Origin of the sequence: Pseudomonas lurida, from assembly GCF_002563895.1 — a bacterium.
In the GTDB taxonomy this organism is placed as follows: domain Bacteria; phylum Pseudomonadota; class Gammaproteobacteria; order Pseudomonadales; family Pseudomonadaceae; genus Aquipseudomonas; species Aquipseudomonas lurida.
Map to the genome: position 1 here is coordinate 4,248,124 of NZ_PDJB01000001.1, position 16,815 is coordinate 4,264,938.

Genomic DNA, 16,815 nt, shown 5'->3' on the forward strand with positions numbered 1-16,815 from the left:
GTGCAGTAGGAAATCATCGCGGCGAGTGTTCCTGCCGGCAGTGGGTATCAATGCTTGCTAAGCAACCAGGGAGCCAATGAAATTCTTACCTCGTGCGCCCTGCATGGCGAAATTGATCATCTGTTCCGCCTGCTCAACAGTGACGCCGTAATCCGAAAACTCAGTTTTCACGTTCAGGCTATGCAGGAAGTTACGCAACTGATCCTGTGCTTTGATCAAGTCGTTACCGAATATTCGCTGAAGTGTCCGGTCGCGTGCCTCGTTATGCCCCCACGCGAGGCCGAGCACCAGTGGCAGAGTGAACGAGCAGGCGATGCCATGCGGCAAACCGTATTGGAGTGTCATTTCATAGGAGATGGAATGCGCAAGGGCAGTCTTTGTATTGGAAAAAGCCAGACCGGCCTTGAGCGCAGCCAACGCCATGCGCGAACGCAGTTCCTCATTTGAAAGATCACGCTGCAGCAATGGCAGGCATTCCAAAATATCTACGATGGCGGAGATGGCGAATGTATCCGAAATCGGGTTGGCGTTGACGTTCCATACCGATTCGAGGGCATGCGACAAGGCATCCAATCCCGTCGAAACTGTGACACTACCCGGCACCGTCAGCATCAGCTGAGGGTCGATAATGGCGACTTTTGGCCAGGTGCACTCAAGGTGCAGCGAATACTTTTTGTGACTAGCCGAATCCCAGATCGTCGCCCAAGGCGTAACTTCACTACCGGTGCCCGCCGTTGTAGGAGCAGCGATCAGTAATTTGCTGCGTGACGGTACAAAGGGTTTGCCTGTCGCCAACAGGGCGAGCAACTCATCGAAACGCCCCGATTCAGTTCCGACGATCAGTGCCTTGGCCGTGTCAATGGCGCTGCCCCCCCCGACGGCGATCACCGTATGACAGTCACCCGCCTGCTGCCAAAAACGTTCATAGGTATCTCGCAACTGGGCCACGTCCGGATTGGGTTGGACATCCTCGACTACATATATTAAACGGTCGCCCAGCAGATCCTGGATACGCTCAATAAGCCCCAATTCGCGTGCCTCAGGAAAGGTCACCAGAGCCACTTTCTGATTCTCTGTGACGTCGGCAAGTTGGAGCAGGCTGCCCCAGCCGAAACGTGTATCAACTGGGTTATGGAATCGAGTATTCATGGCTAATCCTAGTTTTTGTTGTAGGTGGCCCCATACTCAGGCGATTGTAACAAAGGCTCAAATCGATAATTCGAAGGCTTCAATCGGCTGAACCGATAAAAGGCCTGCACAGAAGACCGCTTCAATGGTGCCTGCCGTGTTGAATGGCACTGCGTAGACGGCCTGACACCAAGTTTGAGGCGGCTTACCTGGCCAACTCCAAAGCGCCAGCGCCGACCAATGCGAATATGGTTCGGATCGATAAATGCCGTTCGAGAGCGGCTCTGATAGGTACAAAGACGGAAGTGATTTCGGGGAATGAAAAGCCGGGGCGATTCGTGGCTAGTGGCTAATGCCCTACAGACATGGGCGAGAACCAGCGCACGCAGCTAATACGTCGGTTTTCCAAGCTAGCTAGATCAACACCAGGATTGATTGACAGCTACCTAGCTTGAACTAAGCACGAATGATCCGCGGGTATGACGAGTTGGAAGACCGCTTCTGGCCGTTATTTGCCCCTCCCATCATCCAAGCCGTAGGTCCTCCTATGGGTAGCGGGTAGACTCGATTAGTCTGAGAAAGCTTTATCGGCAATATCAGTTTCTTTGCGGTCACCATCCTTTCAATTTGCCACCTTGTTCCCCCGTTTGCGTGAGGAAACAAGGATGCTCTACCAACTGAATCGACCGTTGAATGCCGCTACACTGTCCGCTTTGCCGCTAGCGGTAGTCTTGCTTTCAGGCTGTATGTCGTCTCCCGGATCGGTCGAGCCTGAACCGGTAACGGAGCCTGCCCATATTGCTCGGCCTTTGAGTAACGCTAAGGCTTTCGTACATGCGGAACTCTCATCGGCTATTCGTTATGGTCGCTACACCCTTGCCAATACGTCGCCCAGGGCAGAGCAAATCGATCTGCTGACCCAAGTGATCGACATCCAAATACCTGATGGACTTGCTCCTACGGTCCGGGATGCATTGGCGTACGTGGTGCGCCATTCGGGGTACCAGTTGTGCCCGACAAATGATGATGTGCAGTCGCTGTACATGCATCCCCTCCCGGCCTCGCATTACCGCCTGGGCCCAATCTCATTACGCAACGCGCTAGTGACGTTGGCAGGTGTTGCCTGGCAGCCAGTTATTGATGAAAAGACGCGAACCATTTGCTTTGAAACCCGCAGTCCTTATGAGCTCGCGTGGAATGTTGGCTCTGTAAGCAAGACCACAGACAGTAAGACGCGTACGGGAGGTGAGTGATGAATCGCCGCTCTCTCCTGCCCGCTCTACAAAACGGAACACTGGTGCTGCTAACAGGTGCAGCGTTTTTCCTGGGTGCGCAGCTATCCGCGCGCTCCTCAGCCATGAAGCAAACGCCTTCAAGCGATCAATTTGAAAGCACTCAGCAGCGTCTCAAAGAGGTGAACGCCAAGCTTGAGACCTTGGAGCAAATGGGCTTCGTGACTGAGGCGACTTTTCGGATCCGTGAGCTCACCCTTCAGGAGCAGCTTAATGTACTGAATCGGACCAATGAGCAATCTGCTGATGTTCAAGAACTGCAGCGTGACTTGGGTGACCTTGCGGAGCAAGTGCAGCTTTTTGATAACCGACTGCAGGCGCTGAAAAACGCCATCGACAGCCTACCTCCTATCACTGCATCGCCGGCAGCCGCCTCCACTCCACGCCCTTCTCAGCCAAAGGCCTTGGCCAACAAACCCACCGCGCTGCCCTTCAACATACTTGGTGTCGAGTCGCGCGGAGGTGTGATGTTTTTGGCGGTGGCGGCCACAGATCTGACTCGCCTGGATGATGTGGAGTTACTGCGTCTTACTGGCTCATACCTGGGCTGGAGGCTAGACGCACTCCTGCTTGATACCGCTCGTTTCAGACGGCCTGATGGCTCCTCGCACAACGTGACGATCAATTAGGAGATCTGCGATGAAGCAAAGGTATTTGGTAATCGCGCTGAGTGGCCTGTGCATTTCAGATTGGTCTGAGGCCTATGCGCAAGACCAGGAGTCAGTCATTGAAAACACTCGTACCCAGGGCCAGCTCACCTCCCCATTGGAACAATCAAAAGCCAGTGAATGGGGACTTAAGGCGCAAGAGTGGCAGCGTTACCGCGAGCTGATGGAAGGGCCACTGGGCGTCTACTCGCCCGGTATTGACCCCCTGACTGCGTTGGGCCTGGAGGCACGCGATAGCGAAGAGCAGAAGCGCTATACAGAGATGCAAGCGCATGCCGAGTACCGCCGAGTTACAAAGCTGTTTGCTTACCAGAATGCCTACGACGAGGCCTTCGCGCGGCTTTACCCCAACCTGCTATCCGTAAACTTGATAGGTGCCGACAACATACCCCAGTCCTCTCCTGTCACGACACAGGCCAGATTGATGGTCTTTGTTTCGATCGACTGCAAGGGATGCGTAGAGCGGGTTATACGACTTCAAAATTCAAATCACCACTTTGATCTTTACTTGGTGGGGGCACGAGGCAACGACGAGCTCATTCGAGGTTGGGCCAACAAAGCAGGCATTGACCCGAAGAAAGTGCGAAGCCGCGACATCACCCTGAATCACGACGGTGGCCGATGGGCCAGCCTAGGTGACGGAGAGTCATTCCCAGCAGTGATGCGACAGGTCAATGGTCAATGGCAGCGGCATTGATCGTCGCTGGCATGTTTCTGACAGGAGGGCTGGCAGCAGTAAGCGCCTCAGCTTACGAAGGTCCGCCACCGGCTTATCAGTTGGCAACGCATCGCACGGGCGTTCCGGCAGAGGTGCTTTACGCACTGGCGCTTCAGGAAAGCGGTACAGCGTTGCGAGGCCAATTGATTCCCTGGCCCTGGACCTTAAACGTCGCCGGCAAGCCTTATCGCTTTTCACGTCGCGAGACGGCTTGCAGCGCACTACTTCAAGCCATACGCGATGTAGGTACTAAGGCAGTAGACGTTGGGCTGGGCCAAATCAATATTGGCTGGAACGGCGAACGTTTTCTCCAGCCGTGCGAAGCCCTGGATCCGTATCGCAATTTGGCGGTGGCTACCGCCCTACTCCGAGAGCACAAAACCGCAGAAAACGACTGGGTAACGGCCGCGGGACGCTATCACCGCCCGGCGGGCGGTGTACCCGCAGCACGCTATCGAAAGTCATTCGCTCAACACCTCTCTCGTATCACCCACCCATCACTTCAAGGACCGAAGACGCCATGAAAATGCACCTCGTTTTGGGAGTCGTGACACTCCTGATTTACTCCTTCACTCATGCCGCCCTGGTTGTCGTAGAGGATGTTGGAGGTACTTCTGCTCTCCCCTACTACCGAACACTCAACCTGCCCTCTGACGACCAATCGGCCAAGCCCATGATCTTGCCGCCAGTGCGCATTGATCCATACAGCGAGGCTGATATGTTGCCGGTGAAGTCCGAGCATTTAAGCCCAGGCAAAGTCGAAAACCGCGTAAACAATGTCCCCGGGCTTGTGCCGTTATTTCTTGTGGGTGACGACTACCTCTCACGTCGCTGGTTAGCAGCCAGGGCGGATCTACTACATGAGATAAGTGCGGTCGGGTTAGTGGTGAACGTGCAGCACTTAGATGCACTGACAGAACTGCGTGAACTCGGTGCCGGACTTGAAATGGTGCCTGCGTCCGCAGATGACCTGGCCTTGCGAATGGGTGTGGAGCATTACCCAGTGCTGATCACTGCGACCGGCATAGAGCAGTAATCATGACCCAGTCGCACACCATCGAAGCGTTACTCCGTCCTGCAGTCGAGTTGTACACCGTAACGGTGTGCGTGGTCGGTGCCTATCTAAGCCTGTTCGCACCATGGTCGCTGGCATTGACACCTTTGTTTGGGGTTGCCGCGGCAGTTTTCTTTCTGGGATTTGGCTGGATCCGCCTGCGCCAGGCACTGGTGGTTCTGCGCTATCGACGCAATATCCGCCGGTTGCCGCGCTACGTGATGACCAGTAAAAACGTACCCGTCAGCAATCGGCGTCTGTTCATCGGTATTGGGTTCAAGTGGGAACAGCGTCATACACAGCGTCTGATGCAGACGTACAAACCAGAGTTTCGCCGGTACGTTGAGCCTACAGCCTTGTTCCAAGCTGTTCGTCACATGGAAGAGCGCATGGAGTACGCCAGCTTCCCACTTAACCTGGTCTCTAAAGTGACGTCGTGGGACAGCCCCCTGAATCCCGTGCGCCCTCTTCCGCCTGTGGGAGGTTCTACACGCCTGCATGGCGTCGAACCTATTGAGGTCGATGTGTCGCTACCTTTGGGCGAGCGAGTAGGCCATAGCTTGATCCTGGGCACTACCCGGGTCGGTAAGACTCGGCTGGCTGAGCTGTTTATCACCCAGGACATTCGCCGGGTGAAACGGGTGAACGGGTTACCTGAATTTGAACCCGTGATTGTCTTCGACCCAAAGGGAGATGCCGACCTACTAAAGCGCATGTACATCGAAGCCAAACGTGCTGGCCGGGAGGGAGAGTTTTACGTATTCCATCTGGGCTGGCCGGACTTTTCCTCCAGGTATAACGCCGTGGGCCGCTTTGGGCGAATATCGGAAGTGGCGAGCAGGATTTCTGGGCAGTTATCAGGTGAAGGCAACAGTGCGGCGTTTCGTGAGTTCGCCTGGCGTTTCGTTAACATCATTGCTCGTGCACTGGTGGAGCTGGGTGTACGTCCGGACTACCTGAAGATTCAGCAGCACGTGATCAACATCGATGCGTTGTTTATCGAGTACAGCGGCTACTACTTCGCCAAGCATGACCCTAAAGCGTGGGAGGTGATCGTCACCATTGAAGGGGCGCTAAACGAAAAAAACACACCATTCAACATGCGAGGTCGGCAAAAGCGTGTGACAGCCATAGACCAATACCTTTCGAAAACCAGGGTGGCTGATCCCGTAATGGACGGCCTGCGCTCGGCAGTGAGGTATGACAAAACCTACTTCGACAAGATCGTTGCGTCCCTCCTCCCCCTCCTGGAGAAACTGACCACCGGCCGCATGGCTGAGCTGATATCACCCAACTACACAGACTTGAATGACCCGCGGCCCATTTTTGATTGGATGCAGGTCATCCGTAAGCGCGCGATCGTGTATGTCGGTTTGGATGCTTTGTCTGACCCAGAGGTTGCCGCAGCCGTGGGCAACTCGATGTTTTCAGACCTGGTCTCGGTGGCTGGTCACATCTACAAATTCGGAATTGATGATGGTCTGCCCGGTGCCACCTGCGATCAGAAGATCCCAATAAATCTGCACGCTGACGAGTTCAACGAGCTGATGGGTGACGAGTTCATCCCGATGATCAACAAGGGCGGCGGCGCCGGGATTCAGGTCAGCGCCTATACGCAAACCATTAGTGACATTGAGGCCAAGATTGGCAACCGCGCCAAAGCGGGCCAGGTGGTGGGCAACTTCAACAACCTGTTCATGTTGAGAGTACGCGAGACGGCGACCGCTGAGCTGCTGACCAAACAGCTACCGAAGGTCGACGTGTACTCAACAACGCTGGTAAGCGGCGCTACAGACAGCTCAGATCCCTCTGGTAACACTGACTTCACAAGCAACACTCAAGATAGGGTCAGCTCTACCAGCGTGCCGCTAATTGAACCTGCTCACATCGTCAGCCTTCCCAAAGGACAGGCCTTCGCTCTGATCGAAGGAGGAAATCTTTGGAAGGTTCGCATGCCTCTGCCTGCTACAGATCCCGATGAGCTGATGCCCAAAGATTTAAGAGCCTTGGCCGAGAATATGCGTAACAGTTACGTCGATGGCGGTGGCGAATGGTGGACCAGCAGCGGTACACGTAACCTGGATGAATCGCTGCCAGCAGGGCTGCAGGATGACGCTGTGGCGGCAATGGACCAAGAGACACCGCAAGTATGAAACGGCCATCGCGCATAGAGCTGCGTTTTACAAATATCAGGGCAATGGCACCCTCCATAAGAGAGATCTCAGGAGAACTCCAGTTACTGCTGGGATGCGCCCAACTCGGTATCTATGATGGACACGCGCTTTTTGATCAGCTTCTGGAGAAAGGCCTAAAACCCCATTGGGCTAACCCTAGCAGCATACGGATAGAAGACCCCGTCGCAGGTCCCCTGCTCGTTTGTTTTGAACACCGATGCATGACCATTCACTGATCTAGGGAACGCCATGGCAAGTGCGACCGAAACCGCCAAAAGCCAGCAGCAGTACCGTGAAAAAGGCTGGTGCAGCAAAGCTGTAAATCTACCATTCGCCTTACTCGGTATCCTGCTGATCTCGCTGTTTTTCAGCATTTTAACGGAGTGGATCGGGCTGTATTTCTTCTGGCCGGAGGAAGGATGGCATCACTCGCGGGACATGCTGAATAGCGAGCTCGAGTGGATATCCAAATCGTTCACCCAGAGCCTTTTGCTTCAAGACCCTGACCACACAGCACGCTGGATTGTTGGGTTCGTATACGAATGGTGTTTTGAGAAAACGGGGTTGATTGAATGGATCAAGCATTCATCCGTACAAGCAAGGGTGAACAGCTCAAAGGGTGGAGACCTTCAGTACTACCTAGGATTAGCCTACGTTCAAATCGAGAACTACGGCCTGGCAGCGATTTATGCGGCACTGACCTATCTAGCGAGGCTCTTGATTCTGACGCTGACCATCCCCCTGTTTCTGGTGGCAGTGTTCACAGGCTTAGTGGATGGATTGGTACGTCGTGACCTTCGACGGTTCGGTGCCGGGCGAGAGTCGGGATTTGTCTATCACCGCGCCAAAATGCTGATTGTGCCTCTAATCGTTGCTCCCTGGATTATCTATCCCGCCCTTCCGATGACTATAAGCCCGATCTTGATACTGCTCCCTAATGCAGCTGCACTGGGATTTATCGTGACCATCTCCGCAGGAAGCTTCAAAAAATATCTCTGAGTGCAATCTCCTGCCCAGGACAAGAGTACATCAGCACGATGCAATGCTTTCAAGCACCCCGACCTACGTTAGCCACAAGTGAGTGGCTCTCCTCGGCCAGTAGCGGATACGTCTAAACAACCACTTGTGACCTTTAGCGGCTAATTGAAGTAGCAGCTTCGAGGGTTATAGTTCAAGTCGATCTGGTGCAGATTATCAGGTGGGATGAAAGGGTTGCTGCAGCCCGCGCCGTAACTGCACCAGACCTGCTGTAAGACTGCTATGACCAGGCAAACGGCAGTCTTCATTGATCTTGATCGCACCTTCTCAAAAATCCTCATTGATGGAGATGTTTCTGACGATACAGACCTGAACGGTAGACACAGCTCAAAAGGAGAAGCCGTACCGGCGGACATGGGCGTCAATTCCTAGACACGTGGAACGGCAAGCTGGTCTGTAACGACTTCGCCGGCTATAAGACAAGCTTCGAGTTGGGCATCACTGAAATCGGCTGAATGGGCCCCGCGCGCCGCAAGTTCTTCGACCTGCACGTCGCGAATAAAAAGCCAGTTGGCGGAGCAGGTGCTTCAATCGATTGGCGGGCTGTACGAAGTCGAGCCACACTCCAAGGAAATGAGCCACGAAGACCATTGGCAATTGCGCTAGGAAACGGCGGTGCCCATAGCTGAAAACTGCATGAGTAGATGCTGGCCCAACGCGAACTCGTGCCCGAGGGATCTGCTACGGCCAAGGCCCTGCAACGCATACTGAACACCACCACGCGTTCCCGTGACCGTCACATTCGTTTCCCTGAGTCCCTTCGTATAATCTAAATCAATAGTATTACCAGCAGAGTCCGTAATGAACCTGTGTGTATTTGGAGCGTTAGCAGTTGCTTTCGGACCAACCAAAGAGCCAAAAATCACGAAGCTCTAACGACCCTGACCACGACCTCGGTATGCGTGTGCGGGTCGGAATGATATTCCGCAGGCTTACCTTGGTTCCCATACCCGTGGTTAGTGTAATCCGTTCTTTCAACCTGCCGGCCATACTGGTCGTACTCGATCACAGATTCTTCCAGTTTCCCAGTCGCTGGGTTGTACCTCTCCCGTGTCACACTCCCTGTTCCAGGAGTCGTCTGAAACGGTTTCTTTCCGGTAAATACCTCGCCTGGAAACGTTCCTTCATTTACAAAAACTTTCCCCCGCCCGTCGCAGCTGTATCTGCTACCTCTTTTTCACCAACTAACTTTCGACAAAGTAAACATCAAAAGAGCATTCTAAATCCAAATCCGCCAGAGCTCTCATTTGCTCCGGCCAAAGCACAGGACCACTATGACCTAGCAAGGAAAACCACACACATTTCAACGTAATTTTAACTCCATCAATTTTTTGAACTGTTCTCAGCGATTCACGATGCGGAGAAATTTTTTCAACTATCCAGTCAATGTGCTCTCTAAGATCTTTTGACAATACATATCCTTCGGTAGAAAAAAACCAACCAGAGTTTTTTACCTCTCTTGTTAGCCCACGACTATTTGTAACTTTCTCACCAGCGACATTAATTAATGTTGGCCGAACCTTCATGATATTAGTGATTTCATCGGGGTGCCTCTCCCCAGGGTAAATCATCAACCTTACATAGCACTCAGCACATGTTTCATAGTCCGACGAAACAGGAGTAATCCTAGAGTTTTTACTCATGGCAGATAATCTCTAATATTTCCAATAACCTCGCCAGCTTTACCTACATAATCCCCATTGTCTAGTATTCTGCCATGAAAATTATTAGGAAGCTTTCCAGCGTCAGCTTTTAATGCCTCAAGTGCTCTGCCCCATTCACGCGGAGCTAAACTTTCACCAAAATGCTCATTCAGTGCGTTAGCTGTACTCTTATTGAGAGTATTACCCCCAGTTTGCAAAACATTCGGGACTCGCCCAGATGCACCTACACTGGAAGGAACAGGTAATGGAAGCCCTTCAGCATCAACCCACTTCCCATTTATTAGCTGATTGCCTTTTGCACCGGCTACTATCTCCTCTGCCGCAGCTCCTGCCCCCTCGGCGACTGCACCTCCAGCTTTCGCACCAATCTCTGACGCGCCACCCGCACCGGCCCTGGTCCCCGCTCCAGCTAATGCTTCACTTGAAGACTTACTGAACATCCCAGTGATTCTAGCTATGAACCCCTCGGCAGCCCCGCCCAGCGATTCAGGGACAAGCCCCATCAGGATGAATAACGATATTTCCGCTTTGAGCTTATCGACGTCAGACGGCGTATTCTGCGGTGGCAAGCCATCGTCATTAAACTGATCGGTAGGGTCAAGGTGAAACCCCTGATCGTTGTACTTTTCCGCCGTTCCGCCAATCAGGCTACCTGTCGCCGGGTTCCCACCCGCGGCTCCCGCAGCAATCAAACCAATGATCTGCGCAGTTCCGATCTTCAACTGGCTCCCTGCGGCACTCAGGTCGGCCGCCTCAAAGCGTGAGCTGACATACTCCGCCAACAGGCCATTCGCAATAGGCGTCAGCCCTTGAGCCACACCACCAGCAATTGCTCCACTGGCAAAACTCTCTCCGCGAGCCTTGGCGATCAACCCACCCAATGCCGCATGCAAAACCAGCTTTTCAGCTATCTTGGGGGTAACATCCAGATTCGCCGCCAAGTCACCAATCTTCTTGTTCCCAATTGCGGCGCCTAGTTCAATGCCTTCACCAATGAACGCCTCTCCCAGATTAGAACCTAAGCTTCCGCCGGTAATGACCGTAGAAACACTGCCGTTGATGAGTGCATGAGTGCCACTTCTCAGGAGAGTATTGGCCCAGTTTTCCGGTTTGAGCATGCTTGAGGCATAGCCAGGATTCTGTATCGGCCCGCTGGAGGCAACTGTTGAGCCGCCATTAGTCGCTCCGCTCGCGTCGGAAAACCACTTGGTGTCTGCGTAGTTGATGAGACTCGCCGTCACGCCCGCAACTGCAGCGTTTTTCAAGCTGCCCGCACTGAACGTTTCTTTCACCGCCAACCCAAGATTGCCCTTGTTATTGATGGTGCTCGTGGCAGCAGTAGTCCCCAGGCTTGTCGCTACGGCCAAATTGGCGCCCTGCAACCCGAAACCTGCTGGGCCCATGATGAACGACATCAAGATTGCGATCGCAATCTTCGCCCCTGCCCCCAACCCAGAAGACTCGTACTTGAAGCTATCGTGAATTTCCTTGACCTGGCGCCAATCGATGTCGCCACGCGCTTCTGCTTGCTTCATCCAGGCGAGATTTGGATCGGCTTGAACCATCGCATCAATGGTTTGACTTACGCTCTGCTGATCGACTTGTTTGATGTCGATTCGAACGCCTTCAACAGCCTTGATCACCAATTTACCCTGAGCAATCAATGCACTTTGCCGCAGAGTCTCGTCTGTCTTTCCTTCGCCCTTCATCTTGTACCAAGCCAAGTCGCCCTTGCTCTTGGTATGGCTCTCGTCGTGATAGTCCTTCACACCTTCAAACACGATACGGCCACCGCTATCCAGCGTCAGGTCCTTACCGCTGTTCAGGCTTGCCACTTGATAACGCTGATCGCCACCGCTTTTGAGTGTGAGATCGCCGCCCGTCTTTATTTCGCTTCCGACGTAAGTGCGCTGCGTCACCTCATCTCGTTTCGCCGCATTGCTCCCCCAACTGCCTTTTTTGGTCATGTCATAGAGGGAGTAGTCGCGGTTGAGCTCTGCCAACAAATTCATCTTATTCCCGGCAGCCAGATAGGCCTCATTTCCGGCGTCGATCTTGCTGGAGACCATCGTCACATCATGTAGTGCAGCGACCTTTACATCACCCCCAGCCTCAATCGTTGTGCCCTGCTGCCGAGCATGGTCTTCTTCCTGATTGATTTTCTTGCCGCTACGTTTGTAGCGATACTCGCTCGACTCCTCGTTGGCAGCCGCGAGGAGGTTCACGTCGGTGCCTGATAAGTTGACGTCGCCGCCTGCTTTAACATGACTGGCAACCATCGTCAGTTCATTCGTTGCATTAACATCAAGATCTTCACCGACCTTGATCTCACTGGCGTGCTGCACCGTCTGGCTTTGTTCCCAGAAATGCCGCTTGTCCTGGCGCATCGACCCGGTTTCTTCGCGAGCCGCAGCGATAACAACATCGTTACCCGCACTCAACGACGCGCTCTTGCCTGCCGTAATGGCCCCGCCCACGTTTAACAGGTCCCGCGCAGCATGCATCGTCAGGTTGTTTCCGGCTTCAATGCTCGCAGCGCTATCCACAACAGCAGTCTTGGAGCTGAACCCTTTTCCACTGTTTTCAATCGTGGTGATGGTCCGGTCGTTGCGGATATCGCCGGTCAACGTGCTCAGGTCAACATCCTTGCCTTTGAGGATGCCGCCTTGCATGTTCACCAGGTCCTTGCCCGCGACCAGCTTGAGCTTTTCACCAGCCTCGGCCAGCCTTGTATTCACCAGGTTATTACCCGCCGCTGCCGACAGGCTTTCACTGGCGCGCAAGGTCCCAGCGTTCTTCAAATCCGCACCGGCAATCAGCGTCACATCCTTGCCTTGAATCAGCGCGCCATCCGCCGTCAGGCGGTTATTCGCCTGGGCCATGTACAACACGGGCACCAACACGTGTTCACCATTGACCACCTGGTCTTCCATCCAGACGATGTCGTGGGTCAGTGCGGCGACTTGTTGGGAGGTGAGGGTTACACCGACGGCGAGGTTAAGTTGCTCCTTGCTGGCAATGGCGTTGTTCATCAAGTACTTGAACATGCCTTCATCGGTGGTCTGGCCAGCGATGAAACGTTGTCCGGTTCGGGCAGTAACGGCTTGTTGGATCAGGCGCTGTTCGTAAAGGCCGTCACCCAGGCGTTTCCAGCTGGTTTCGGGGTCATAGCCGAGGTGGCCGAGCAGGTAGTCCGAGCTCATGAATTGCTTGAGGTCGGTAAAGGCAGAGTTGGTTTCGACCAGGTATTTAGGGCCAACAACTACGCGACTGGCGTCCGAGCCCTGGATGTTGGCCTTGCTCAGGTCCTGGCTGTTTTTGGCGGCAGCGGCGCTATCGACCACATGGAACAACCCGTTCGTACCGCTCGGCAACGTGAAGCCTGGCAGGGTGGTCGGGTTGACTTGTTGCTGTGCCAGGTCGGGTGGCAGTTGTGGGTTCAGCACGACCACGGCGGGTTTGGTCACAGCAGTGGCGCCGCCTTTGTCCGAAACCGGTGTAGGCGGTGCGAACTGTACAATGCTGCTGTTTTCCAACTGCTGGGTAGCCAAGATACTGACGTTGCCACCCGCTTGAATCACCGAGGCGATCGGATCGCCCGGGGTCACGGTGGTGGTATCACCTACGAGACTGAAGGAATTGAGTGCGCCAACTGGCAACACCTTGGGGTTAGGTTGTGCGTTGTAGGGGTAGATCCAGTTCGCACGGAAACGGTCATCGGTACCGTCAGTTATGCGGCCTGTGTTCCAAGTACGTGTACGCGTGCTGGTGCCGGTAGTCGCGCCGATGTTTGCGAAGATGTCAGCGGTGATCAGCAGGTCCGCGCCCGAGGCCATAGTGCTGTATTTATTGAGAACACTTGATCCTTCGACGGTCAGTTTGGTGCCACTCTGGATCAAAGAGCTGGCCGAATCTGTCGCCACCACACTCTTGGAGACTTCATGCGCAACGTAGTCGACGTTGTGATGATCACCACTGCAGTCGTAGCACGTTACGCTGAGGTAGCCCGACACGGCTTCGTCGACAGTGCTGAACACATCCTTGCGGTTGATCACGCTGTCGCTGCGCACTAATACGTCGTTGGTGGCCTCGATATGGCTGGAGATGTTTTCCAACGACGCACTGCGCTCCACGCCGTCGCGAGCCATTACGCTCAGGCCGCCCAAGCTGTAGATATCGGCGTAGTAATTGGTCAGGTTCTTGAGGCGCAGCGCCATGTCAGTGCCGCTGAAGATCAGGCCGTGGTCGTTGCGTACAGCGTCAGCGTTCACATCAACCTTGCCGGCACCACCCAGGGTACCGGTGTTCGTGACGTTGGTAGCAGTCAGAGAGAACGCCCCGCCGCTGGTGATACGCCCGGCATTGATCCACGTGTCGCCTTTACCGGTGAAACTCTGGCTGGCCGCAAGCTTGCCGGTGGATGCCTGGTTGAACTGGCCGACGTTGACGTTGAGCACATCAGCTTGAACGTCAGTGCTGTTGTCCCAGGTCGCGGCATCGACGGTCAGTGTGCCGGCAGTGGCAACGCTTCCGCCGATATTGCTGAACTTCGCCAGATCGACCCCAAAAGTGCCGGTGCCGACATGGAGGATATTACCGTCGGTGTTCTTGAAACTGGACATGCGCAGGGACACGTCATGGTTGGCGGCTTCGATCATGCCGCTCTGGTTATCGAGCAACTGCGCGCTGGCCACGCTGGCGGTACCTTGCTGGCCAAGAGAACGCAGCTTGCCGTTCTGGTTGTTGATGGACGCGGCGTCGATCAGCATACCGCTGCTGCCTTCGACCAGGCCAGATTGGTTGCTCAACTCGCCAGTGAGGCCAAAATCGATGGCGTCGGAGGCCGCTCGGCCTTGGATGTTGTTGAGGTCGTGAGCACGAACCGTCAGCTTTTGCTTGGCCAGCAGGGCGCCGTCTTGGTTGTCGAGGGTGGCAGTGGTGATCAGTGCATCGCCACTCAAGGCGGACACTTGGCCGCCGTTATTGATTACTGATTGTTGCGCACCCAAGTCGAGCGAATCGGCCTGGATCAGCCCCGCGTCGCCCACGACAGTTAACGACTTGCCGTTATCCAGCACCGTTGCCAGGGTGGTTTTAAGTTTGCCTGCAACGCTGGCTAAAACGCCGCCACGGTTATCGACACTCTTGGCATCGATATCGAGTTCGCCGGTCTGGGTGATGACACTGCCATCTTGGTTGTTCAGTCCCTCACTCAGAGTCGCGGTGATTCCGCTCTGACTGAGCAAGCTGCCGGTGGCGTTGTCCACCGCACCGACGTTGAGGGTTAGGCCCTGCTGGGTGCTGATGATGCCTTTGCCGGAGTTGATCAGTTGCTGGTGGGCCGTGAGGCCCATTGCATTGGCGGACGCGATGTAGCCGTCGAGGCTGTTGTCGATGATGTCGGCGGTCAGAGTGAGCTGGCCTTGACTGATCAGTTTGCCGCCTTGCTGATTGATGATTTTGGCGGTAGCGAGAATGTCGCCCTGGCTGGTGATCTGACCCTTAACGTTTTCGACGGTGGTGCCGTCCAGGGTCAGCGCACCTTTGGCGGTGATTTTGCCGCTGCTATTGTCTAGGCTGGCCACGTCCAGGCCCAGAGTGTCCTGACTGCTGATGATGCCGCTGGTGTTCTTCACCGCTGTCGCTTTCAGCCTTTGCTCACCACCGCTGGCCAGGGTGCCGTTGTCGCGGTTATCGAGCGTACCTCCAAGGGTAGTTTTGGCCGTGCCCTGACTGGTCAGGGTCCCGCCGCGATTGTCGATGTCCTTAGCATTGAGCGTCAGACCTGTTTTGGCCGAGAGTGTGCCGGCACGGTTATCGAGGGTTTCAGTGGCAGTGACCTTGAGGTCGCGGCTGGCGATGACGCTCTGGCCACGGTTGTCGATGTTCTTGGCGGTGAGGCTCACATCACCGGTCTGATTGCGGCTGTTCTCCGGGGTGACCCCGGCCTCGACCATGCCGAGGTTGTCGAGCTGACCGTCGCTGGTCAGCTTGACGCTGTCCTGAGCAGCGATGGAACGGCGGTTGGTCAGTGTGCCTTGGGTGGTTGCTTCGACTCGAGTACCGCCATAGATCGCACCTTGGGCATCGAGGCTCTGGGCGTTAATTACAACCGCTTCAGCCGCCGTGGCTTGCGCCAGGCTCAGGTGACCATTGGCATCCAGCTGCATATCGCCGCCACTGGCGAGCATCTTGCCGTCGAGTTTTACCCCAACACCGGCTTCGCTGCTCACCAATTTGATCGCACCGGCGTACATACCGCCCAACGCCGAAGAGTCGATGGCCAGTTGAGGGGTGGTCGCTGGGTCAGCGGCACGTGCCGTTGTTTTCAGGGTCTTGGCGTCGACGTCATTGGCGCCGGCGATGATTGTCAGGTTCTTGGCCTGGATCTCGGCATTGATCTTGGCCGAGCGGGTGATGATCTCGAAGCGGTCAATATTGTTTGCGTTGAGTTGAGCGCCGTCGACGGAAACACTGCCTTGATCGACCTGATACCGACTGACCTGGCCGTTTTCAATCACCGCTTTACCAGTAGTAAGCGTCGCCTGCGGTGTGTTGATAAATCCGCAACCATTGCAGGTGATGCCATAGGGATTAGCGACGATCACATGTGCCGACTGCCCCGCAACTTCGGTAAACCCGCGTAACTGGCTCGGACTACCACCGTTCACCTCGTTGAGGATCACATTTGCGGCATTGCCCTTGAGGTTGGAGTTGCCGAGGATGATCCCGCCCAACTGCGTGGACTGGGTGCGGCTGGTGGCGTTGTTTAGGATCAGTCCCTGCTGGCCGACGTTGTAATCCTTGAACTGGTTGTGCGAAAGCCCGCTGCCATTGGGCGCTGCAATATTGACGATCGGTACGCCATTCGCCGCCTGGCCCAGGCTGGTGCCGGGCGCGCTGACCACGATGCCATCTGCCTGGGCCAGCAACGGCTGCCAGAACATGGCGTTGGCCAGTACCAGTGCCAACCCGCGCTTGGGTAGCCCGAGGAAGCTGGAGCGGGTTTTCAGGGCCGCAGAAGGTTGGTGCGCGAGGAAGGCGAACTGGCGAACGTCCATGTGATGTCTCGATGCCCA

General features: G+C 55.0%; 10 protein-coding genes and 1 pseudogene. 8 read left to right on the top strand and 3 right to left on the bottom strand.

What is annotated here, in order from left to right:
- Positions 1-57: 57 nt before the first annotated feature.
- Positions 58-1,149, bottom strand: a complete 1,092-nt coding sequence (gene psrA / locus ATH90_RS19245; protein ID WP_141537502.1) for an iron-containing alcohol dehydrogenase PsrA — start codon at positions 1,147-1,149, stop codon at positions 58-60.
- Between the two features lie 644 nt (positions 1,150-1,793).
- Between psrA and pilL2 the strand changes: the two genes are divergently transcribed.
- The 8 genes and pseudogenes from pilL2 to ATH90_RS19290 all read left to right on the top strand — a co-directional run.
- Complete coding sequence (pilL2, locus tag ATH90_RS19250) at positions 1,794-2,381, top strand: PFGI-1 class ICE element type IV pilus protein PilL2 (protein ID WP_098467052.1); 588 nt, start codon at positions 1,794-1,796, stop codon at positions 2,379-2,381.
- A complete protein-coding gene (locus ATH90_RS19255; protein ID WP_098467053.1) occupies positions 2,381-3,049 on the top strand; it encodes a hypothetical protein in 669 nt (222 codons plus the stop codon). The genes pilL2 and ATH90_RS19255 overlap by 1 nt, the downstream gene beginning before the upstream one ends.
- A gap of 10 nt (positions 3,050-3,059) precedes the next feature.
- Positions 3,060-3,785 carry a TIGR03759 family integrating conjugative element protein gene (locus tag ATH90_RS19260; RefSeq protein ID WP_098467054.1) on the top strand — a complete coding sequence of 242 codons (726 nt, stop codon included), beginning with the start codon at positions 3,060-3,062 and terminating at the stop codon, positions 3,783-3,785.
- Entirely contained in the window at positions 3,770-4,330 is a 561-nt protein-coding gene (locus tag ATH90_RS19265) for a lysozyme family protein (protein ID WP_098467055.1), read from the top strand. Before ATH90_RS19260 ends, ATH90_RS19265 begins: the two co-directional genes overlap by 16 nt.
- A complete protein-coding gene (locus ATH90_RS19270; protein ID WP_211290122.1) occupies positions 4,327-4,842 on the top strand; it encodes an integrating conjugative element protein in 516 nt (171 codons plus the stop codon). The genes ATH90_RS19265 and ATH90_RS19270 overlap by 4 nt, the downstream gene beginning before the upstream one ends.
- A gap of 2 nt (positions 4,843-4,844) precedes the next feature.
- Positions 4,845-7,013: a type IV conjugative transfer system coupling protein TraD gene (traD, locus tag ATH90_RS19275; protein ID WP_098467056.1), complete on the top strand. Its 2,169-nt coding sequence runs from the start codon at positions 4,845-4,847 to the stop codon at positions 7,011-7,013.
- 270 nt (positions 7,014-7,283) lie between these two features.
- Positions 7,284-8,033 (top strand): TIGR03747 family integrating conjugative element membrane protein, encoded by a 750-nt coding sequence (locus ATH90_RS19285; protein ID WP_098467058.1) that lies wholly within the window; start codon positions 7,284-7,286, stop codon positions 8,031-8,033.
- Between the two features lie 377 nt (positions 8,034-8,410).
- Positions 8,411-8,770: pseudogene (locus tag ATH90_RS19290) on the top strand (IS66 family transposase); the annotation flags it as partial.
- Between the two features lie 486 nt (positions 8,771-9,256).
- On the opposite strand, the gene ATH90_RS19295 reads toward ATH90_RS19290, so the two are convergent.
- Positions 9,257-9,715, bottom strand: coding sequence for a DUF4279 domain-containing protein (locus ATH90_RS19295; protein WP_244905993.1), 459 nt, complete (start codon positions 9,713-9,715; stop codon positions 9,257-9,259).
- On the bottom strand, positions 9,712-16,797 hold the full coding sequence (locus ATH90_RS19300) for a two-partner secretion domain-containing protein (protein WP_098467060.1): 7,086 nt from the start codon (positions 16,795-16,797) through the stop codon (positions 9,712-9,714). The genes ATH90_RS19295 and ATH90_RS19300 overlap by 4 nt, the downstream gene beginning before the upstream one ends.
- Between the last annotated feature and the right edge of the window lie 18 nt (positions 16,798-16,815).